The sequence below is a fragment of the Colwellia sp. SU-HH01217 genome (genome assembly GCF_057543495.1).
Window position 1 is genome coordinate 275938 of sequence record NZ_BAAJLX010000005.1, and the last position, 23361, is coordinate 299298.

At 37.0% G+C, this 23361-nt stretch carries 15 protein-coding genes; 7 read left to right on the forward strand and 8 right to left on the reverse strand.

The window, feature by feature from the left end:
- The gene (locus tag AC27G3_RS09120) at window positions 1-2055 is read right to left on the reverse strand and encodes a dipeptidyl-peptidase 5 (protein WP_487120848.1); all 2055 of its coding nucleotides are present in this window, start codon (window positions 2053-2055) and stop codon (window positions 1-3) included.
- 100 nt (window positions 2056-2155) lie between these two features.
- The gene (locus AC27G3_RS09125) at window positions 2156-3685 is read right to left on the reverse strand and encodes a fumarate hydratase (RefSeq protein ID WP_487120850.1); all 1530 of its coding nucleotides are present in this window, start codon (window positions 3683-3685) and stop codon (window positions 2156-2158) included.
- 225 nt (window positions 3686-3910) lie between these two features.
- Here AC27G3_RS09125 and pabB point away from each other — a divergent pair, with 225 nt between their 5' ends.
- From pabB to AC27G3_RS09140, 3 genes are all read left to right on the forward strand, one after another.
- Window positions 3911-5350, forward strand: coding sequence for an aminodeoxychorismate synthase component I (gene pabB, locus AC27G3_RS09130; RefSeq protein WP_487120851.1), 1440 nt, complete (start codon window positions 3911-3913; stop codon window positions 5348-5350).
- A gap of 13 nt (window positions 5351-5363) precedes the next feature.
- Window positions 5364-5948 (forward strand): CoA pyrophosphatase, encoded by a 585-nt coding sequence (locus tag AC27G3_RS09135; RefSeq protein ID WP_487120853.1) that lies wholly within the window; start codon window positions 5364-5366, stop codon window positions 5946-5948.
- A gap of 311 nt (window positions 5949-6259) precedes the next feature.
- A complete protein-coding gene (locus AC27G3_RS09140) occupies window positions 6260-7636 on the forward strand; it encodes an L-serine ammonia-lyase (protein WP_487120854.1) in 1377 nt (458 codons plus the stop codon).
- A gap of 86 nt (window positions 7637-7722) precedes the next feature.
- On the opposite strand, the gene cysB is transcribed toward AC27G3_RS09140, so the two are convergent.
- The gene (gene cysB, locus AC27G3_RS09145; RefSeq protein ID WP_487120856.1) at window positions 7723-8700 is read right to left on the reverse strand and encodes an HTH-type transcriptional regulator CysB; all 978 of its coding nucleotides are present in this window, start codon (window positions 8698-8700) and stop codon (window positions 7723-7725) included.
- Window positions 8701-8974: 274 nt separating this feature from the next.
- Here cysB and AC27G3_RS09150 point away from each other — a divergent pair, with 274 nt between their 5' ends.
- Window positions 8975-9745 (forward strand): hypothetical protein, encoded by a 771-nt coding sequence (locus tag AC27G3_RS09150; protein ID WP_487120858.1) that lies wholly within the window; start codon window positions 8975-8977, stop codon window positions 9743-9745.
- A gap of 74 nt (window positions 9746-9819) precedes the next feature.
- Window positions 9820-10185 (forward strand): ribosome recycling factor family protein, encoded by a 366-nt coding sequence (locus AC27G3_RS09155; protein WP_487120859.1) that lies wholly within the window; start codon window positions 9820-9822, stop codon window positions 10183-10185.
- An 80-nt stretch (window positions 10186-10265) separates the two neighbouring features.
- On the opposite strand, the gene topA is transcribed toward AC27G3_RS09155, so the two are convergent.
- Window positions 10266-12959, reverse strand: a complete 2694-nt coding sequence (topA, locus tag AC27G3_RS09160) for a type I DNA topoisomerase (RefSeq protein WP_487120860.1) — start codon at window positions 12957-12959, stop codon at window positions 10266-10268.
- Between the two features lie 501 nt (window positions 12960-13460).
- Here topA and AC27G3_RS09165 point away from each other — a divergent pair.
- Window positions 13461-14567, forward strand: coding sequence for an arginase family protein (locus AC27G3_RS09165; protein WP_487120862.1), 1107 nt, complete (start codon window positions 13461-13463; stop codon window positions 14565-14567).
- A 126-nt stretch (window positions 14568-14693) separates the two neighbouring features.
- Here AC27G3_RS09165 and AC27G3_RS09170 read toward each other — a convergent pair whose 3' ends face one another.
- A complete protein-coding gene (locus tag AC27G3_RS09170) occupies window positions 14694-16961 on the reverse strand; it encodes an Ig-like domain-containing protein (protein WP_487120864.1) in 2268 nt (755 codons plus the stop codon).
- Between the two features lie 305 nt (window positions 16962-17266).
- Between AC27G3_RS09170 and AC27G3_RS09175 the strand changes: the two genes are divergently transcribed.
- Window positions 17267-18607, forward strand: a complete 1341-nt coding sequence (locus AC27G3_RS09175) for a dicarboxylate/amino acid:cation symporter (RefSeq protein WP_487120866.1) — start codon at window positions 17267-17269, stop codon at window positions 18605-18607.
- A gap of 147 nt (window positions 18608-18754) precedes the next feature.
- Here AC27G3_RS09175 and AC27G3_RS09180 read toward each other — a convergent pair whose 3' ends face one another.
- From AC27G3_RS09180 to AC27G3_RS09190, 3 genes are all read right to left on the reverse strand, one after another.
- On the reverse strand, window positions 18755-19459 hold the full coding sequence (locus tag AC27G3_RS09180) for a class I SAM-dependent methyltransferase (RefSeq protein ID WP_487120868.1): 705 nt from the start codon (window positions 19457-19459) through the stop codon (window positions 18755-18757).
- Window positions 19460-19473: 14 nt separating this feature from the next.
- On the reverse strand, window positions 19474-20514 hold the full coding sequence (gene sohB, locus AC27G3_RS09185; RefSeq protein ID WP_487120870.1) for a protease SohB: 1041 nt from the start codon (window positions 20512-20514) through the stop codon (window positions 19474-19476).
- A gap of 126 nt (window positions 20515-20640) precedes the next feature.
- Entirely contained in the window at window positions 20641-23199 is a 2559-nt protein-coding gene (locus AC27G3_RS09190) for an acylase (RefSeq protein ID WP_487120872.1), read from the reverse strand.
- Window positions 23200-23361 lie beyond the last annotated feature (162 nt).

Below are 23361 nucleotides of genomic sequence, written 5' to 3' on the forward strand. Positions count from 1 at the left end.
TTATTTAGCGAGGTGTTTATTCATCCAACTAAATACTTCTTGATACCAAACCACTAAATTATCAGGTTTTCTTATATGATGATCTTCTGTTGGAAACATCACTAATCGACTATCAATACCTTTACGCTGTAGTGCGGTAAATGCCCCTAAAGATTGAGCATAAGGGACACGATAATCAAGTTCTCCTTGAATCACTAACATAGGCGTTTGCCAATTATCTACCAATGCCGATGGATTAAACTTGCTGTAATCGCTACTCACTTCAGCTGAGAAGTCAGTTTTAAATGGTGCGCCACCTAAATCATGCTCAGGAAACCATAACTCCTCTGTAGACTGATAAAAACTAGGCATATCAAATAATCCAGCATGATTAATAATACATTTAAAGCGCTCAGGCCAATTACCTGCAAACCAGTTCATCATGTAACCACCGTATGATGCGCCTAGTGCACAAGCATTATCACCATCTAGCCAAGGTTGGCTTTTTACCGCGTACGCTAAACCTTTCTGTAAATCTTCAAAAGGTTTACCGCCCCAATCTCTGGCAATAGAGTCTGTAAATTCTTGACCGTAACCTGTCGAGCCATGAAAATCGACCATAACTACCCCATAGCCTTGAGCTGCCCATAACTGTGCATTCCAACGGTAGTGAAACATATTACCAAAGCTGCCTTGTGGACCGCCATGAACTAAATAAGCAATTGGGTAAGTTTTTCCTTGTTGAAAGTTCGCAGGCTTTAGCCAATAACCATACACTTGTTCGTTGTTCCAACCTTTAAAGCTAAATTGCTCGAATTCACTAAAAGTAATGTCTGTCAGTTTTTCTTTATTAATTTGAGTCAGTTGCTTTAACCCATAACCGTCTTTAGAAATTGAAAAGATATCTTTAGGGCTATTCAAGCTATGACGAGTAAAATAAAGAGTATCCTTTGATATTGCAATATCACCTGCTGTACCCGAATCATAAACCGTACGTACATCCCCAAACTCAGGGTTGATCTCAAATATACTCACCTGACCAACATCTTGTGCAGTTACAAATAAGCTCCGGTTATCATCTGAGAAAATTAATGATTTAACAGAACGATCCCATTGATGGGCAATATCCATCACCTTGCCATTGGCATTATCGCGAAGTTTTATTGAATATTTATCTGATTCATAACCTGGTATAGCCATAGCCTTGTAAGCAAGAAAACGCCCATTAGATGAGAATACAGGGCTTGCATCCCACGCTTTATTCGCTTGGGTTATATTGTTGACTTGGTAAGTAGAATTAGCGGTTAAATCCACTTCGAATAAATCAAAGTTAGTGCTCCACGCCTGATCTTTTGCTGGTGCTTTCGCAGAAAATACAACCGACTTACCTTCTGGGTGCATGGCAACTTGATCAATTCCTGCAATATCAGTTTTCCAGTCTGGAATTAAATCTGTCGCTTTCGTTATCATGCCTTCATTTAATGCCTGAGCAATAAAGATATGATCGTTATATTCAGTCGTCCATACATCCCAATGACGCACCATTAATTGATCATAAACACGAACTTGATGCTTCTTTTTCTCATCAGCGTCTTTTGCATCAATTGTGCATTGTAAGGTTTTACAACCTGGCTTAACGTTAAGAGATAATGTAAAAACTTTACCATTGTCGCTTACCTTAAAGCCGTTTACGTCAATGGGTAAATCAGTAATTTGCTTTGACTCACCACCTGCGAGAGGGAGCTGCCAAATTTGGGATAAGCCACTACGTGACGATAAAAAATATAAACTAGCCCCATCGGCTGCAAATATGACATTACTTTCAGCGTTTTTATGACTGGTTAGTTGCTGGACTTTTCCGGTTGTAAGCTCTTGAAGGTATAGGTGATTACTTTTAGATAATGCGCCTTTTTTCAAGCCATATACTAAAAAATCTCCTTGGGGAGATAATTGCACGTTATGAAGTTGATTAAGATTGTTGAGTGTTTCAACAGTAAATTGTTCTGCGTTAATATTCACAGACAATAAAGAAGGGAGTGCTATTAAAGCAATGCTTTTAAGTATTTTTTTTATCATGTTTACTTCTTCTTAAGTGAGGAGCTTCTTTAGATAAGGAATGGGTAACCACTCCTTATCTAAATACCTTTTTTAGCAATAACTATACAAAGTCCGTAAGCTATTGTTTTAATTTTGCGTCTAGTTCTTCAATTTTTGCCTGCCAAATAGCAGGACCTGTTACATGTGCAGATTCGCCATTACTGTCAACAGCAACAGTTACTGGCATATCTTCAACTTCAAATTCGTAAATAGCTTCCATACCCATGTCTTCAAAAGCTATAACTCGTGCTTTTTTAATTGCTTTTGACACTAAATATGCCGCTCCGCCCACAGCCATTAAATAGACCGACTGATGATCTTTAATGGTTTGAACAGTTTGAGCACCACGCTCAGCTTTACCAATAGTACCTAACAAGCCAGTTTCAGCTAACATCATTTTAGTGAATTTATCCATACGAGTAGCTGTGGTAGGTCCTGCAGGACCAACAGCTTCATTACCTACAGCATCAACTGGGCCGACGTAATAAATAAATTTATTTTTAAAGTCCACCCCTTTTGGCAAACCTTCACCAGAGGCTAATAATTGCTCTATACGCTTGTGAGCAGCATCTCGCCCCGTTAATATTTTACCGCTTAATAAAACGGTTTCGCCTGTTTTCCACTCGCTAATATCAGCTTTAGTTAAACCATCTACATTTACGCGACGAACATTTTCACCAACTTCCCAAGTGATTTCCGGCCACTCTTCTAATTTAGGCGGCGTTAAATCGGCAGGTCCAGAGCCATTTAAATGAAAGTGTACATGACGAGTAGCCGCACAATTTGGGATCATTACAACAGGCTTTGATGCTGCATGAGTCGGACAGCTATTAATTTTAACATCGACTACCGTCGTTAATCCGCCTAAACCTTGAGCACCAATACCTAATTTATTCACACGCTCGTATATTTCTAGACGCAACTCTTCTTCAGCATTTTGTGGACCACGGTCAATAAGCTCTTGAATGTTTACAGGATCCATTAAACTTTCTTTTGCTAATACTCCTGCTTTTTCAGCCGTACCACCAACACCTATACCTAACATGCCAGGAGGACACCAGCCCGCCCCCATTGTTGGTAAGGTTTTTACTACCCAGTCAGCAATCGAGTCGCTCGGGTTTAGCATAACCATTTTAGTTTTATTTTCACTGCCACCACCTTTAGCAGCAATCATAACTTCAACTTCATTACCTTCAACTAAATCAATATGCACCACTGCTGGTGTGTTATCTTTAGTATTGACTCGTTTGCCTGTTGGATCTGCAACAATAGAAGCACGCAACGGGTTGTCAGGGTTTAAATAAGCACGTCGTGTACCTTCATCAACCATTTGTTGCACTGTCATGTCAGTTTTATCCCACTGAACCGCCATACCAACTTTAACAAAACAAGTAACGATACCAGTATCTTGGCAAATAGGACGTTTGCCTTCAGCTGACATTCGAGAGTTAATTAAAATTTGAGCAATAGCATCTTTTGCTGCTGTGCTTTGTTCCTTGTTATACGCTTTTTCTAATGCTTGAATAAAATCAATTGGGTGGTAATAAGAAATGTATTGCAATGCATCTTCAATACTTTCTATTAAATCTTGCTGTTTAATGATCGCCATGGTTGCCCTCTAATTTTCGTAAACTGAAATTTTTCTATAGTTAACAGTATCGAACTATACCAAACTATAATGGAAAGTTGTAAAATTGCCGATATCATACCTTGCTTGATATATCGCTACCAGATTATATCGTTCTATCGATAGTAAAATAGTGCGATTAATACGGTTTCAAACAGATCAACATGATTAAATGCAGATAAAGCAACTAAAACGTTGAATACATAAGTGAATACATTGCCAAACGAAAATACTATTAAGCTTACGATTGATCATTTATCGATAATCGATCCAGAAAGTAACACCAAGGTTTTACCTTTAACTTTGTTTACCCCTTTATCATCAATGTCTTGGTCAATATGGTTAGACTCTTGTCAAAGTGAGCATATAGATAGTCGCTTTGATATTTTAGTTTGGCAACCAGAAACAACACTTTGTACTTTTGGTTTAGAAACACATATTAAAAACGCTCAAGATGAATTACATATTAGCGAAGACGATCCGCTACTCTTAGTTGAGCAATACAAAGCTCAATTGTTCAGCCAATCATCTATTGAAAATTTAACAAATGATCCTGAATTATCTCTACCATTTGTAGGTGGTGCTTTAGGTTATCTTTCTTACGATCTTGGCAGAAGATTTGAACAACTGCCTGAAAAAACTGAACACGACTTATCTTTACCTGACATGGCAATCGGAATTTATAATCAAGCGATTGTTTTTGACAAAAAAAAACAGTGTGCTTATTTAATTTGCCCTGACAATAAAAGACATGAAATAACCGCTTTTTTACAGCAGCAATTAGCAAGCAGCCCAACGGAAGAACTTGAAGCTTTTAAGTTAACGAATTCTTGGCAGTCAAATATTGATAAACAACAATATCAGCAAAAATTTGAGCAAGTAAAAGACTATCTTTACAGTGGTGATTGTTATCAAATAAATTTAGCACAACGCTTTAGTGCCTCTTATACTGGTGACGAATTTCAAGCTTACCAAGCACTTAGATTAAGCAATAACGCACCATTTTCAGCTTTTATGCGTTTTGATAATGCTGCTATTTTAAGTATTTCGCCAGAGCGTTTTCTTAGCGTTGAACATAAAAATGTACAAAGTAAACCGATCAAAGGCACTATCCCCCGAAGTGATAACGAACAAATTGATCGACAAAATGCCCAAACTCTAAAGAACTCGCTCAAAGACAGAGCAGAAAACGTAATGATTGTTGATTTGCTTAGAAATGATATCAGCAAAGTGTGTCAACCAGGCAGTGTTATTGTGCCTGAGTTATTTAGTATTGAAAGCTTTCCAGCTGTTCACCATTTAGTTAGTACGGTTGAAGGTAAACTATCAAACGAATTTAATAATACTGATTTACTTCGAGCTGCTTTTCCTGGAGGGTCAATTACTGGAGCGCCTAAAATTAGAGCAATGGAGATTATTGAAGAGCTTGAGCCTAATCGACGTAGCGTTTATTGTGGCTCTATTGGCTATATTTCCGCTTGTGGTAATATGGATACAAGCATTACTATTCGTACCCTTATATGTGAGAAAAACTCAATACATTGTTGGGCTGGTGGTGGTTTAGTGGCTGATTCGACACTCGAAAGTGAATATCAAGAAACCTTTGATAAAGTAGAAAAAATACTGCCCGTTTTAAGTAAGCTGTAAAGGGAACTTATGTATGACTAAAAATGAATTTTTACATCGTTTTCAGCTACGCTCCTTAACTGATTCTATTCATAGTTTTCAATATCAACGCACTTTAAAAAGTGCGGCAGTGCTTATTCCTATCGTAGAGACAACCTTATCCGATAATACTCAACAGCTTGATATTATTTTAACTAAACGCGCTGAACACCTAAAACACCACGGTGGACAAATTAGTTTTCCAGGTGGAAAAGCCGAGCCTTACGACAAAAACTTAATTAGTACCGCCATTCGCGAATCACAAGAAGAGATTGGTTTAAAACCTAATAATGTAGAAATTGTTGGCCAATTACACCCCTACCAAACAATTAGTGGTTATATTGTTACTCCCATTATTGCTTTTATCCCTTGCGAGCAAAGCTTCATTTTAGATGACAATGAAGTAGCTGAAATTTTTCAAGTTCCTTTGCATCACTTCTTAAATAATAAAAATCATCATTTCGTTAATGTACTACAAAAAGAAATTCAGCATAAAGTGCACTTTATGCCTTACCAACACTATAATATTTGGGGAGCTACGGCGGCTATGCTCAAAGATTTAATTGCGCACTTAGACTAAGGCTCAAATAAGCAACTGTAATAGCTTAAAATCTCAATCAAATGAGTTTATACAAAAACAATGAGCTCACATTACTATTAATTATTGTTCAAACTTTATCGAAAAAAGTAACATCTTTAGCAACAAAGATAAAATGCAACCCCCTTCGCATATCCTTAGCGAATCAATTTAATTGTTCTACACTTATTTATTGTTATTCAACCATTTTATGGAATATTTAACTTGATGCAATTTTAATAACTTTAAGTTAACATTACCGAAGATTATTTTATTTTTTGACAATTTAAGCAAAATTTATTCAGGTTTTAATTATGATTAGTGTATTTGATATGTTTTCCATTGGTATTGGACCCTCTAGTTCTCATACTGTTGGGCCGATGAAAGCAGCCAAGTTATTTACTGACTTGTTAGTGTCGCAAAATTTATTAAATGATGTTGACCGAGTTAAAACAGAGTTATTTGGCTCGTTAGGTCAAACAGGTATAGGTCATGGCACAGGTAAAGCCGTTATTTTAGGTTTATCGGGAGAAACCCCTGAAAATATTCCTGTTGACTCAATTGAGTCAATTTTAGCTGATGTCGTTGCAAGCCAAAAAATATCTTTAGCTGGAACTCATATTGTTAATTTCCCAAAAGATAATGCCATTATTTACCATCGTAGGAAAACACTACCCGCTCATGCCAATGGTATGACGATTTATGCTTATAAAAACGATCAGCTACTACTAGAACGTACTTATTACTCAATAGGTGGCGGATTTATTGTTGAAGCAAGTGACTTTGAAAAAGAAAAAGATAAGGCACTTTCTTTGCATAGCAGTATTGAGCGCCCTCACCTATTCTCCACTGCAGATGAGTTACTAAAAGAAGCCGAACATCACGGTTTAAGTATTAGCACCATTATGATGAATAATGAAAAATGCTTAAATGATGAAGCGACCATTAGGGAAAAACTGGTGAAAATTTGGCAAGCAATGCGAGCAAGTGTTGACCGAGGTATCGCAACGGAAGGTATTTTGCCAGGAGGTTTGAAAGTTATGCGTCGAGCGCCTGCACTTCATCGTTCGTTGAGTGTTAAAAATGATAACGACCCGTTAACTGCTATGGATTGGGTAAACTTATTTGCTATGGCTGTTAACGAAGAAAATGCAGCAGGTAGCCGAGTTGTTACGGCCCCGACCAATGGTGCTGCGGGAATACTTCCTGCCGTTTTATGTTATTACGATAAGTTTGTTAAACCAGTATCAGACGAAGACTGTATTCGCTATTTATTAACGGCCGCTGCTATTGGCATTTTATATAAAACCAATGCATCAATCTCTGGCGCAGAAGTGGGCTGCCAAGGTGAAGTGGGGGTTGCCTGTTCAATGGCTGCTGGTGCATTAACTGAAATAATGGGAGGTAGCCCTAAACAAGTAGAAAATGCAGCAGAAATTGGTATGGAGCATAACTTAGGGTTAACATGTGACCCAGTTGGTGGTTTAGTTCAAGTACCTTGTATTGAGCGAAATGCAATGGGGTCAGTTAAAGCCATTAACGCATCAAGACTTGCACTGCGTGGTACTGGTACTCAAAAGGTTTCTCTAGATAAAGTGATTAAAACCATGTGGGAAACAGGCAACGATATGAAAACTAAATACAAAGAAACATCGCGTGGTGGTTTAGCTGTAAATATTATTGAATGTTAATCTGATTAACTAGATAAATAGCAGGTAATAAAAAAGCTGACAGTTAATTGTCAGCTTCATCCCATCATGAAAATTGAGAATCATGATTATCGCGTCGGTAATTTAATATCCGCTAAGAATGCATCTATTTCAGTATTATTTTTTAATAACATCGCTTTAGTAACTACATCTTTATTTAAATGTGGCGCAAAACGTTCTATAAAATCAAACATATAACCACGTAAAAATGTGCCTCGTCTAAAGCCTATTTTTGTGGTGCTCGACTTAAATAAATGACTAGCGTCTAATACGACTAAATCACTATCAATTTTTTGATCCACTGCCATTGTAGCAATCACACCAATGCCGACACCTAATCGTACATAGGTTTTTATTACATCAGCATCTGTAGCAGTAAAGGCAATTTTAGGCTCTAAACCGGCACTATCGAATGCCCGATCAAGCTCAGAACGTCCAGTAAAACCAAAAACGTAAGTCACTAATGAATATTTAGCAATATCCTCAATTGTTAAACTATCACGCTTTTTCGCTAACGGATGATCTGGACGAACAATAATACTACGATTCCAATGATAGCAAGGCAGCATAATTAAATCGTTATACAAATGGAGTGATTCTGTCGCAATAGCAAAGTCTGCATCACCTTTAGAGGCTGCCGCACTAATTTGTGCTGGCGTACCTTGAGACATGTGTAAGGAGACCTTCGAATACTTTTTAATAAAGCCTTGAATAACCTCTGGCAGTGCATAACGAGCCTGTGTATGCGTGGTCGCAATGCGTAACTTACCTTCATCAGGTTGAGTGTGCTCTCTGGCAACCGCTTTAACGGCTTCGACTTTCGATAATATCTGCGTCGCGATATTAATCACTTCATTACCTGCAGAAGTTACGTGGGTAAGATGTTTGCCGCTTCGGCCAAAGATTTGAATTCCCAGTTCATCTTCAAGCATTCTAACCTGCTTGCTAATTCCTGGTTGAGAAGTAAATAAGCTTTCTGCCGTAGCAGAGACATTTAAATTATTGTTGAGGACCTCAACAATATAACGAAGTTGTTGCAGTTTCATAGTTTAATTTCTAATATTTTCTTATTCCAAAAATATATACTTAATTGAACATTTATTCCATATAATTTTTTACTTTTGTAAATAAAAGTCAACAATTAACGATTTTTTTACAAAAAAAATTCAAGTTTACAACTTTATTTTTATCAAAATATGTGAACAGGTCTTTTTTCAGTTATATTTATTAAGATTAGAGAGTTTATCACTATGCTTAGCAGAGCATTTTTTGTAGACTGCTAACAGTCGTTTGATTTATTTAAAATAATGAGTATTAAACATGATCGCTATTATAGTTGGTTTAATCATTGCCCTAATTGTTTTTGTTGTCGTTGTAAATGTGATGCAGCAACATAAAGAAAAATTAGAAGCTGAAAAGCGTGTACAAGTTGCAAAACAGAAAGCGATAATTGATGAAACTGAAGAAATCATCTTAAATTTAACGCACTTACCACCTAACCCCGGTATTATCGAAGTATTAAACCGTCGCAGTTTAAATGCCGCTAAAACAATGCAAAAGTTAATGCCCGAGGCTAAGAACATTAAAAAGCGTGTTCAAGAGCTAGACGCTCGTTTAAAAGCTTCAGTTGAACTAGCTCAAAATCAAAGTGTTTCTGAAGAGGTTTTTATTCTTCCTGATAACGAACAGCAATTAATTGCAATTCTTCAGTGTATAAAAAAATTAAGAGCAATTTTAAAATCAGAACAATCTAAAGGCATTTTAGATGCAGCTACCTTTATGAAGCAAGATCAACGTCTTGATGCGATGCAATTAAGAATCAATATTGAAAGTTTAGCCAAGCGTGGTATGCAAGCATATAACAAAGAAATGCTAGGCTCTGCTCGCCAATATTTTGAAAAAGCTTTACAAACCTTGTCGAGTCATCCGATTAAAAGCGAATATATCACGATGAAACAAGAAGAGCTCAGTAATAAACTTGAAGAGATAACCGATGCGTTAAAAAACACCAATGCTAAAGATGCCGCTAAAAAAGCGAAAGACGCTGAAGATGATTTAGATTTGTTATTTCAACCTAAGAAAAAATGGTAAATTAAATTTGCTTTTATTTAACGTCAGCCAGCACTAAGCTGGCTGTTTTATTTAAACTTTAAACTACAATTATTGTGTCTAAACTCGCTATTATTAACCTTCCTTCCTTTTTACGCCGTGTAATGAAAGCTTACGCAATTAAAGCGCATATCCGAAGCCAAGGAGGAGACTTACATCGAATTGGTCGCTCAAGGAATTGGCAGCTTAAAATTGAACGCCATAAGATAATTGACGTTGTACAATTAATAGAAAGTGCTGACGAGCCAAGTTGGTTATGGGTTTCAAAGTTACTTCGTCAGCAAAATGAACATTTGAGTTATGAAGAAATTATGGATATAGCAAAAAGAAACTCAGGTATAACCATAAATGAATTAGTAATCAAAACTGACTGTACCATAGCAGAAGCGCGAAAAGTTATTGATGAATTAGAAGGTTTATAACACTCAAGTTAACTCAAATTAAAGACATAAAAAAACGTTCATCATGAACGTTTTTTGTTTTAAGCATACCAAGCAGAAGATTACGCTTCTTTAGTGGTCTTTTTAGGTTTAGTGGCCTTTTTTGCTTTTGGCTTTGCTTTCGCTTTAGCCTTTGCTTTTTTTACCGGAATTTCTTCTACCCATTTATTATCAATAAATTTGGCATTCCAACCCGTTGCTTTACCTTCAACTTCAGACATTACATATTGTTCTTTAGTTTTACGGCTATAGCGAACTACTGCTAAGTTACCGTCAGGATCTTGCACAGGTGCATCAGCTAAATAGTAGAACTTAGATGAAATTCGATCTCTAAATTGTTGCAGTTCTGCAACTTTAGGCGCACGTGTTTCTCTGGAGCGAGGGAAAGTGTTGGCGGCTAAAAAGATACCCGCAGCGCCATCTCTTAAAACAAAATGGGCATCGGATTTTTCACAAGGTAATTCAGGTAACTGAACAGGATCTTCTTTTGGCGGCGCAGCTTCACCATTGGCCAAGAGCTTACGAGTATTTTTACACTCGTCATTAGTACAATCAAAGTATTTGCCAAAACGACCTGACTTTAATTCCATTTCTGACTGACAACGATCACACTCTAAAATAGGGCCGTCATAGCCTTTAATTTTAAAAGTGCCTTTCTCTAACTCTATGCCATCACAAACTGGGTTATTGCCACAAACGTGCAACTTGCGTGTTTCGTCTATTAAGTAACTGTCCATTGCTGTGCCACATTTATCACAACGGTGCATTGCTCTTAATGCTTCTGTTTCGGCATCTTCAGCTAATACACTTACCGCTTCTTCACCAGGAGTTAAGTTCATCGTTGTTGTACAACGCTCCTTAGGCGGTAAAGAGTAGCCTGAACAACCTAAGAACACACCGGTAGAAGCCGTTCTAATGCCCATTTTACGACTACATGTTGGGCAATCAATGTCTGTTAGGATAGGTTCATTATTACGCATACCACCGTCTTCAACTGGCTTGTCTGCTATAGTGAGTTGTTCAATAAAATTCGTATAAAACTCGTCTAATACAGCTTTCCAATCAGCTGTTCCGCCAGCAATCTCATCAAGCTCTTGCTCCATGTTGGCAGTAAAATCAAAACTCATTAGCTTTTTGAAGCTCATTGACAACGAGTCTGTCACTATTTCACCCATTTTTTCAGCATAAAAACGCTTCTTCTCTAAACGGGCATAACCTCGATCTTGAATAGTTGAAATAATAGAGGCATAGGTTGAAGGACGACCGATACCACGTTTTTCTAATTCTTTTACTAACGAAGCTTCACCAAAACGTGCTGGTGGCTTGGTAAAATGTTGAGTCGGTGTTAGTAAGTCTAGCGTTAATTTATCGCCAACAGCTAAATCAGGCAGATGTTTATCATCGCCTTTAGCTAATTGAGGGTGTACTTTTGTCCAACCATCAAACTGCATAACACGGCCTTTGGCTTTTAAATCAAAGTCTGAAGCACCGACGGTTAAAGTACTTACGGTGTATCGTGCTGCTGTCATTTGACAAGCAACAAATTGACGCCAAATTAGGTCATATAGCTTTTTACAATCAGCGTCCATATCTGTCATCAATGCTGATTCTAACTTAACGTTCGAAGGTCTTATGGCTTCATGCGCCTCTTGAGCCCCAGCTTTAGAGCCATAAGTCTTTGCTTTTTCAGGCAAGTAATTTTCACCATAGGTGTCAGCAACATAACTGCGACACATTTCAATTGCATCTTTACTTAAGTTCGTTGAATCGGTACGCATATAAGTGATATGACCCGCTTCATATAAACGTTGCGCAAGCCCCATGGTGCGTTTAACACCATAACCTAGCTTAGTACTTGCTGCTTGTTGTAAAGTTGAAGTAATAAAAGGAGCTGATGGTGTACTTTTAGAAGGTCTGTCTTCTCGTTTTTTTACGGCAAAATCAGCTTTCTCTAAAACAATTAACGCTTTATTGGTGTCTGTTTCATTGGTTGGTTTAAACGCCTTACCACTTTGATGCGTTACGTCTAACTGTAACGCTTGCTTATTTTCAGCAGTGGTATCAGCCACCACTTCCCAAAATTCTTGTGGGTCAAACGCTTTAATTTCTCGTTCACGTTCAACAACAAGCTTTACCGCAACTGACTGAACCCGCCCTGCTGATAATCCTCTGGCAACCTTCTTCCATAATAATGGACTCACCATAAAGCCAACAACACGGTCTAAAAATCGTCTTGCTTGTTGAGCATTAACGCCAGGCATACTTAACTCACCCGGTGTAGCAAATGCTTGTTGAATTGAGCTTTCTGTAATTTCGTTAAAGACTACGCGGCGAAACTTCTCGTCTTCACCACCTATAATCTCTTTTAAATGCCAAGCAATCGCCTCTCCCTCGCGATCCAAATCGGTTGCGAGATAAACAATATCAGCTTTGTCTGCTAATTTCTGTAATTCGGCTACAACCTTTTCTTTACCAGGCAGTATTTGATAATTTGCAGCCCAGTTTTTTTCAGGATCGATACCCATTCGATTAACTAATGCAACTTTTTCACGTTTAGCTTTATATTTGGCTTTAGCTGCAGGAGTCATTTTTCGTACTTCAGCAGGTGACTTAGTTGCTGCTTTTTTCCCCGTACTGCTATGAGGTAGATCACGGATATGACCCACGCTTGATTTAACGATGAAATCTTTACCCAAATATTTATTTATTGTTTTCGCTTTGGCTGGCGACTCGACAATAACTAATGATTTTGCCATATATTTTAAGTTTCCTGCAAAATAGACAAATTATTTTCAGTCTATTTATTCATAAGTAGAATTTATAAGTATCCATAAAAGAAGCAGCGAGCTTTCTTTAACTGTCATGGCATACCTGTAAAGATAAATTAATCTTTTTAATAAAAACGATGCATAACTATTAGTAGATATATCGATAAATATGCAAAGTAACAAGTAATTATTTTTATATTCTTTATACGGGATTCACCTAATTAGCTCTTTTAGCTATAATAAACCACGTTTCTGGCGCAATCATAATAGACTTTGCATGAAAACATAAGAGGTGATTCATAATAAAATAATGACATTTTATTATTTGGCTATTAAAAGCGAGATAAATTTACTTGATTATTATTTTATTTTAACCGAATTGTCACCAGTAAAAATTCAATAAATTCAAAAACTCGCAGTTATTAAACTGAATCGTTTATTAATACCTTAACTGCGAATACCCGATAAATAAACAACAAGAGATTATTTATGGACACTTCATGGTCACATTTACAGAATAAACTAGAAAATTGCTTATGCCCTCCTGGAAACGGTGTTTTTACAGTTAATACTGCAAAAGAGCGTAAAGAGCGCCTTCATCAAGCGATATTTGGACAATCAATCGATGTTGATAACTTATGGAAACAATCATTAAAAAACCTACCAGATAGCTCTAAAGCTGTTATTTTAGGTATTGCTTCAGATTGCGGTGGTGGAATTTTAAGAGGAGCAAACTGGGGACCATTATTTATTCGTTCAACGTTATTAGAACAATACCCAGAATTGACAGCTTTCGACTTAGGCGATGTACGAGTTATCCCTCATTTACTTGCCGATAAGTATTTAAATGAAGCTACATTATCGAACTGTCGTAAGGCACTATATCAAGATGAACAAAGTAAATTCGCTGTTAGCCCATTAACTATCACAGAAGATGTATTACATGATTTTTATCAAACGTTTCCTAATAAAGGCATCTTTGGTTTAGGTGGTGATCATAGTGTTAGCTACCCATTAACTAAAGCTTATTTACAAGCGAAAAAGCAACAAGGCATACGCGCTGCAATTATCCATTTTGACGCACATACTGACTTACTCGTTGAGCGTTTAGGCATCGATTTATGTTTTGGTTCTTGGTGTACTCATATTTTAGAAGATTTACATCAACCACATCATTTAATCCAAGTAGGTATTCGCTCAAGTGGCAGACCTAAATCACACTGGGAAGAAACCTTTGGCGTAAAACAACATTGGGCGAATGAAATTAAAGAACAAGGTGTTGAAGCAACAATTGAAAATATAATGGCCCAATTGGACACTGAGAATATTGACGAGCTTTATGTCAGTTTTGACATCGATGCAATAGACGATAGCTTTGCGTCGGCAACAGGAACCCCTGAGCCTGATGGTATCATGCCAGAAGAAGCAATGAGTATCTTACGGGCTTTAGCTACCAAGTACCCTATTACTGGCGCTGACATGATGGAAATAGCTCCTTTTACCGATAGCTCAGGCTTAGGCATTGCCGCTCAAGAAAAAACATTAAAGGTTGGTGGTGAAATTTCTGCCTTTTTAATTGGTGAAATGAATAAGTAACTTTTTTAAACAGCTTAATTTTCAACTAGCATACGAAAATATAACGGTAATTTTATTATATTTTCACATAAAATTAAGACATAAAAAAACCGCTTTAAAAGCGGTTTTTTTTATTAACTAAACAAGCTAATCAGTCGTTGTACAGTCTGCTGTTTTACCAAAAGGCCCATTTGTACCTAAGCCAATAGTTGCAGGTGTTGTATCTTCTTTAATCACATCAGCTGATAATACTGGAAGGGTAAATATAGTGCTCGCCGCACTTTCAGTGCCATTTACTCTTGCTGAAAAAATTAGCTTAACATCAACAAAGTGTGCGTAACTTTCTGCGTATAGAATATCAATTTCTGCTAAACCATTTACATCAGTAGTGACTTCACCAGCTGCAGCAACTACGTTGCCAGGGGTTAGCATACCATTATTATTCGTATCTTCACTTGTTCCATCATCGAAAGAATCTAAAACACCGTCAAGATTAAGATCTTCATTTGGACAGGTTATCATAGAAGAAAAACCATCTTCATGAAGAGCTACCCAAGCTTTAAACTCACCAGCTTCATCATAAGTTTTAGTCCAACGTCCTTTACTGAATTGATAAGGAATTGCAGAAACTGTTACATCAACATTTTCAACGGGGTTTGAATCTACATCAGTTACGAAAACGGTATATCTTTTATTATAGGTTGTATCGTTATGCTGAATGATAGTATTACCTGTACCTAAAGATATAAATAATTCACGATTAGATACTGTTAATGTAACTGTATCCTTTTTAGTATCATTTTCTCTAACTGTCGCGGTAATTGAAACACCATCTTTAGCTGAAATACCTTTTGAGGTATATACCGTTGAAGTTGCACCATTACTATCAGTTTGCCCACTTGCTGGGAAGATAGTACCACCATTGGTATCAGTTAAAGTAAAGTCGATCATTTTGTTTTTTACTAAATTACCATTTTCATCTTTAACAACAACAGAAATAGTTGATGTTTGTCCATCAGGACCAACTGATGCAGGAGACGCTTGTGCTGCAATCGTGCCTACAGTTTCAGCTACAAATTCAATTTCAATTTGATTATTTAAAACAACATCGCCATCTGTGCCCGTAAAAGTAATTAACGCTTTACCTGCATCATCAGAAGTAACATCAACTGAAACCACTCCGTTAACAGTTTGTGCATTAGCAACATTTAACGAACCACGCGTAGTAGTAAACTCTACTAATGTACCATCAGCAACAGATTGTGAAGCACGAGTCCAAGTTAAAGTGATTGTTGCCGTTTTAGATAACAAGACTTCAGGAGCTGTTGATTGGGTAGATGGATTAACAATAATATTTCCATTGCCATCATCGAGTGCTGTAAACAAATAAGAGTCTGTTTGTACAGATACATCTCTACTCGCTTGTGCTCCTAAAGTCGAAGCCAAGATTGTATTTGTACCTCCAGACGTACCAACAACAGTAATAGTAGCTTGGCCATCAGTATCTGTAACTACACTTTCAGGAATGGTAATAGCAGCCACGCCAGTTGACGTATCACTAAGTGAAAGGTTCACTAGAGTGTTACCAATACCTACTCCATCCGAGTTCAATACTTTAACGATAAAGCTATTACTTTCTCCAATGGCTAATGCAGATGAACCAGTTAATGCGATTGAAGTACCAACAACATCAACAGAGAAACTATCAGAAACAAGTGCGCTTGCTGCATCTACAGTAATCGTTCGGTTAGTAGGTGCGTTATCTGTTTTCAAAGTAGCAAAAGCTTTACCATCACTGCCTGTAACAGCCTTAGTGACTTCAATTTGTCCTGAGTCTGCAGTGAAAACAACCGTGACACCTTCCATTAGGTTGTTATTAATATCTTTAGTAATAGCGATTAAAGATATTTCTTGAGAGCCACTTGATGATAATTGCTGACTATCTCCAAACAACGAGATATCGGCAACAGCAGCAACTTCGCCAGCTCCATCACCCTGACTAGTAAATGCAACATAAGCAGCAAGTTCACCAGAAGTAGGTGAAGTAATAGAACCGGTAACAGTACCAGCGCCTGCCGTAGTGCCTGCACTTAAAGTGATTGATGCAACGCCATCACTATTAGTAATTGCCGTGCCAATTTGTGGTGAAAAACTAGCTAACATGTCATTATCGAGAGTAAATGTTACTAGTAAGCCTGAAATAGCTACATCATCTTGTGTAACAGTTGCTGTAACTGTAACAGGTGAAGCCGCACTCACATTTTCATCCGATATTGCCATCGCTAACGTAGTGATAGTTTCATCACCGCCACCGTCTCCACCGCCATTATCATCACTGCCTTCAAGACTTCCGCCCCCACAAGCAATTAATGACATTAAAAATATGGTCAAACTTAAACGTCGAAGCAGTTCCATACAGGTATCTCCATGATCTTTTTATTATTAAACTTCCCACCATCTTAACTGAAAAAAAACCAAAAGGTCACTACCTAATGTAAAAAAGCTGCTTAGAATGGTATTTAATTACGATATTTATTGTTAATCTATAAAAAAAAACAATATTCAAAGATTTTTCATGCTTATTGGGTTAGTTTTTTCTGGTTTAAAATAAGTAAGTCATTATCGAAAATAAGAAATACTAATTTTTATCGACTTACTCAATGTTTACTGCCTAATCACACGTAATAATTACACTTAACTTACAAACGAAAGAATGACATATGAATACAATCAAGAAATTCAGTTTAACAACACGAATCATTATTGGTATGGTCGCTGGCTTTATTATTGGACAGTTGCTTCAATGGTTAATGCCTAACGGTTCTGATCTTGTTATCCCTCTTTACATCGCAGATTTATCATTACGAAATTTTTTAGTCGATGGGATATTTAATATTGGTGGCGAAATTTTTGTCGCTAGTTTAAGAATGCTCGTTGTGCCCTTAGTTTTCGTTTCACTAGTTTGTGGTACATGTTCTTTACAAGATACCACCAAACTTGGCCGTATTGGCGGTAAAACTATTGCTCTTTACTTATTAACGACAGCTATTGCTATTAGTTTTGCGATGTTTATTGCTTTATTGGTAAGCCCTGGAGATGGTGTAAACATGTCTGCTAATACTACGTTTGCTAGTAGAGAAGCACCATCACTTGCTCAAGTATTTATTCAAATGTTTCCAAGCAACCCTTTTGCCGCTTTTGCTGAAGGAAATATGTTACAGGTAATCGTTTTTGCCTTACTTTTTGGTATTTCAACTGTTTTAGCTGGTAAAGCTGGCCAACGTGTTGCTGCGTTTTTTGAAGATCTAAATGAAGTGATCATGCGCTTAGTTACTATTTTAATGAACCTTGCGCCTTACGGTGTGTTCTGTTTAATGTCAACATTATTTACTGATTTATCATGGAGTACCTTTGGTAATTTAATTGTTTACTTTTTAGTAGTACTTACTGCGCTGTTGGCTCATGCCTTTATTACCTATCCACTAGTTTTAAAAACTTTTACAGGGCTTAACCCGGTAATGTTTTTGAAAAAAATGAAAGCAACAGCGCTTTTTGCTTTTTCAACAGCAAGTAGTAATGCCACTATCCCAGTCACGTTAGAGACAGCAACTAAAAAAATGGGAGTTAAAAACTCTATTGCTTCGTTTACCGTGCCACTTGGAGCAACCATTAATATGGATGGTACCGCTATAATGCAAGGGGTTGCGACTGTATTTATCGCTCAGGTATTTAATGTAGATTTAACGCTATCTGATTACTTAATGGTTATTTTAACTGCGACATTAGCCTCTATCGGCACTGCAGGTGTTCCTGGTGTGGGACTAATTATGCTTGCGATGGTGCTTGATCAGGTTGGATTGCCTGTTGAAGGTATTGGACTGATCATTGGTGTAGATCGCATACTCGACATGACAAGAACTGCTGTTAATGTAACAGGTGATACCATGGTAACCATCATTGTGGGTAAAACTGAAAATCAATTAGATGAAGATGTTTTTAATAATGAAGACGCTGGTAAAGAGTTAGAGAAAGTTGATTTTCACCATTTAAAGAGTGAATAAACAGGTCCTAAATATCGACTCTTCTTAACATGTGTTAACTTAACTAAAAAGGCGCTTACTTTAAAAGTAAGCGCCTTTTTAATACATTAATTAACACCCTTTATTACCAACTCTTTACCCATTTACTTGAGCTTAAATTAATTTACATCAGCTTAAATCGATTAAATATAAACATTCAACTAGATGACTCACATCAAATTTACGCTGTGCAAAGTATTTATCGGTTAACTCTCTTGAAGCAAGTTGTTTTATTTGGCAGTATTTATTGGCTGTTAAAAATAATTGTTCGATAGCCTGCTGATTGATAGAAAAAGGCGGACCTGACATTTCGCTTTGAGGGAACTCGATAGAAATAAGGAATAACTGCGTGCCCTTATCTATGAAACTGACCAAATGATTAACGTAAGCTTGTTGCATATCTAAAGGAAGTGCAATAAGTGCAGCGCGATCGTATATCCAATCAATAGATTTGCCGTTCGTTGAAATAACATGGTCAGGTGTCAGTTTTAAAAAGTCACCTTGCCAAAGGGTAATTGAGTCAAAATAAAATTGAGTAAAATTACCACTCCGTTGATTATCTTTATCATCAAGAATTTGCTTTGTTTGATAAGTTATATTGGCATCATTAAAAAAGTCACGACAAGCAATTTCACTTAATTCGCTCCCCGAAACCAACATGCGTTTAGCCAACCAAAACATATCAAGTGATTTACCACACAAAGGGACAAATACATGCCGGTCACTTTCTGTTAGCAATGGCGCTAAGAATTGAGTTAAAAAAGGGTGAACCTCTTCTTGATGAAAGCCTAAAGTATTTCGCTCCCAGCATTTATGCCAAAAAGAGGCGTGCATTTATCTGACCTTACTTAACTTGGAAATGTTCTATTGTTTTGCCATAATTTACCCAAAACATTAGTTACCGATAACGTCGCCGCTTTAGAAAACTTTTCTGCAAGTGTTTTATGCATGGCATATTTAATAGCAACAATATTATGTGATTTACTTTTTGATTGTAGATAATCATCACTGGTTTGAATAGTATCCACTAATCCTAGTTCTAATGCTTTTGTGCCAAACCAATGCTCACCAGTTGCCACCTTAGCTACATCTAAACTAGGTCTGTGCGCTAAGACAAAATCTTTAAATAATACATGTGTTTCTTCCAACTCTTGGGTAAACTTTTCTTTGCCTTTCGGTGTATTTTCACCAAACATTGTTACTGTACGTTTAAATTCTCCAGCAGTGAATTGTTCAAAATCAACATCATTTTTCTTTAGCAATTTATGGAAATTCGGAACTTGAGCAATAACGCCTATTGAACCTAAAATAGCAAAAGGGGCTGAAATTATTTTATTGGCAACACATGCCATCATATAACCACCACTCGCCGCCACTTTATCAACCGATACGGTCAGTGGGATCTCATTTTGTCTAACCCTGTCTAGCTGTGAAGAAGCTAAACCATAACCATGAACCATACCGCCGCCACTTTCAAGGCGAACAAAAACTTCATCGTTTTTATCAGCGACAGATAAAATAGCCGATATTTCTTCTCGCAACGAGGTCACTTCCTTAGCATCAATACTGCCATGAAAATCAACAACAAATAAGCGAGGCTTGTCATCATCTTCACTTTTTCCTGATTTTTTTTCTTCTTTGGCTTTTTCTTTAGCTAGTTTTTTATCTTCTTTTTCTTTCGTTTTTAATTGCTCTTTTGACAATAAAGCATGAGTTATATCATGCTCTACTTGCTCAAATTGCTCAGAAAGATCTGTAATCTCAAGATCACCTTTTTTAGGTTTCTGTTTAATCGCTGCCGCAGTAATTGCGACAATAATAGCGATTACTGCCACAACAAATGTAATTGCTTTAGCTAGAAATAAGCCATATTCATACAAAAATTCCAAACTCTCTCTCCTGAGATAACATTCATTAAAATAATATTGATTTGACGAATGATAAAGATATGGGGATAAATATCCATAAAAAAAGCCTTTAGTTTTCACTAAAGGCTTTAACAACAATTCAAACAGCTATTTCGAACTGATTTCCATTTCACTAATAATATTATTGCCAATATCAGCTTCGCTAAATAATATCGGGCGAAGTACAGATGTTTCTGAATAATATCGATTTTGATCATCGATATGAACAGAGTCAGTATTAGACGATTGTGAGTAACTTAATAACCCGCGTGCACTTGGCCCGTTATCGGTAAAGTTAACAACAAACATCCAGCTAGAACCGTAATTAAGATGGTAGCCATCGGTAGTTAACCCTGAGCTTAAAGCATTTGAGCTTTCTACATCACTCACCGGAGTATACTGATGAATAGGGTATAAAGTATCGTCTGATACAGCAGAAGAAAAGACATTAAAGCCCCCTTCTTGGTGTTTAGAACCTGCCCAAGGGAATCGTTCACCACTAGCAGTACCATCAGGCATTGTTTTTTCGGTAAATTGAATATCACCTAACATTGCATCAAGTGCAAACCCAGAAGCTTGTACATTTTTAATTGCAGCAGCCAACGCTTTTAAAGCGCTGCCATCGTTAACTAAGGTATTCGGTGTTGATGCTGCATTTTCAACATCAAATGGCGTCATAAAGTGTTGGCCTTGTCTAAATTTAAAAGCAAATTCTCTAAATAGGTGTGCAGCTTTACTGTCTTTATTAAAACGCATGTCCCATTTAGCTAGTGCTGTACAACCTAATGATATATCTACACTAACACCATTATCTAAAGTAACGGGTGTAGTACCCTGCACTTCACACTGAGATAATAAATCAGACAGAACAGCCTCTCCAAGATAGGCTCTGTTATTGACTAAAGCCGATTCTACTTCTGCTGCACTGAATTTATTATCTTCTCCAGCACTATCACTTAATAATTTCAACCCCATTCGGGTTCTTAGACTAAGTGGACTTAAATCGTCTCCATAGAGAATTGAATAATTTGACATAGGAGTCGATGCATTTGTAAACCAATAACTGTCATTAGAGTTTTGCACGTAATCACTATTTAACAATTTTGGCGCTTGCTCATAGCTATTTAATCCATCAGGTTCAAACAATGAGGTGTTACCAGGTAAAATATCAAACCCAGCTCCTTGTCTTGTACCAATAAGGACAGGGTCAGTGCGCATTAAATCTAGCGCTGTATCATTTAAGTTATGTACGCGCGATTTATCAATATAAAAGGCATTGCCTTGATCATCTGCATACATAGTATTTACCCATGGAATACCATCATAATCTTTAAAGGCTTGTTGAAATTCCTCTAAATTTGTCGCTAAATTCATTGCTAACCAATGGTCAATCATATCCATATTTTCTTGAGCAGAGTCACGTAACGTAAAGGCATTACTTGTTGACCACGCCATTCCGTTACTTGGTGGTGTTTCAATCATCAATCCGTGGTGTGAGTAATAATAATCTTTTGATAGCAATACCGAACTTCCGCCTCCGGCATTAACTTCAACAAAATATGTATTTTTAGTTAAATTTTTCGTTTCTCCATCAACAGTATACTTCAGGGCATCATCATCGAGTAAGTCCAGTTTATAAACAACAAAGCGACGAGATTTCGAAACCGTATGTGTCCAACCTAAGTGTTGATTAAAGCCGATATTTTGTACTGGAAATCCCTGTAAAGCACCGCCCATAACATCCATTACACCAGGTATAGTGACATGAGACTGATAAAACCTTAAATGCCCTGTATGAGGAAAATGTGGATTAGCCAGTACAATTCCTTTCCCATTTTCAGTTTTATCTTTACCAATCCCCCAACCATTTGATCCTAAATCGCCTAAATCTAACTCCCCTGCTTTAAAGTTCTTGGCTTTTAATGTTATTTGATCATTAATAATTTTAGCTTGTGCCTGACTTATTGTTTGATCATTACTTTTAGAGTTAATTCCTACATAAGGGAGATACTCATCTGATGAGCCAGGATTAGCTAAGAAAGCAAGTTGCATAAAAGTGGAGTTTGCACCACTAGCGTATTGTGACGTGGCAAACATATAAGCAGTAAGCTCAATTGCACTAATAGGTTTAACCCATGGCTGACCCGCACATTGAGGGGCTAAATTATTAACACCAGTTTCCGCTAAATATTTATTATAACCTGCGGTATAGCCTTCAATTAATGCTCGACTATTTTCAGACATATTTGGATAAAGTGTTTTAGCTGATTCCATCACTCTTAAAGCATGATGACCAAAATCTGAAATAATATTTCCAGTATCGCCAGAGCCGACGACTTTATCTGGGCCAAAATATTTTGATCTTTCGCTGCGCACTTTAATTATTTGATCCGCCAAAATACATAGGTTGTCTTGCGCATAAGCATAGCCAGAGCCGAAACCAACACTTTGTAAATTATCTCCTGTTATATGGGGAACACCGTAAGTGGTACGACGAATTTTAGCCTGTAAATTACCATCATCATCAAATGCGATTAATGTGGGGACAGAAGTTGTTGGCGGAGGAGGTGTGGGTGTTAGATCTGCACTTGTATTATTATCACTATTACATGCACTTAACGCCATAAGCAAAGCGACACTTAAAAAACGTTTTTTATTATAGTTCATTCTAAGATTTCCCTTGTTATAAATACTTATTTGAGCATAACAAAGTTGACAATTATATTAAGGCTAATTTGCTATCAAACTATATGATTTAATTACTAATTAGCATATATCTGGTCAACCAGAAACATCAAATTTTAGCCAAAAAAAAGCCCTTCTACAAAA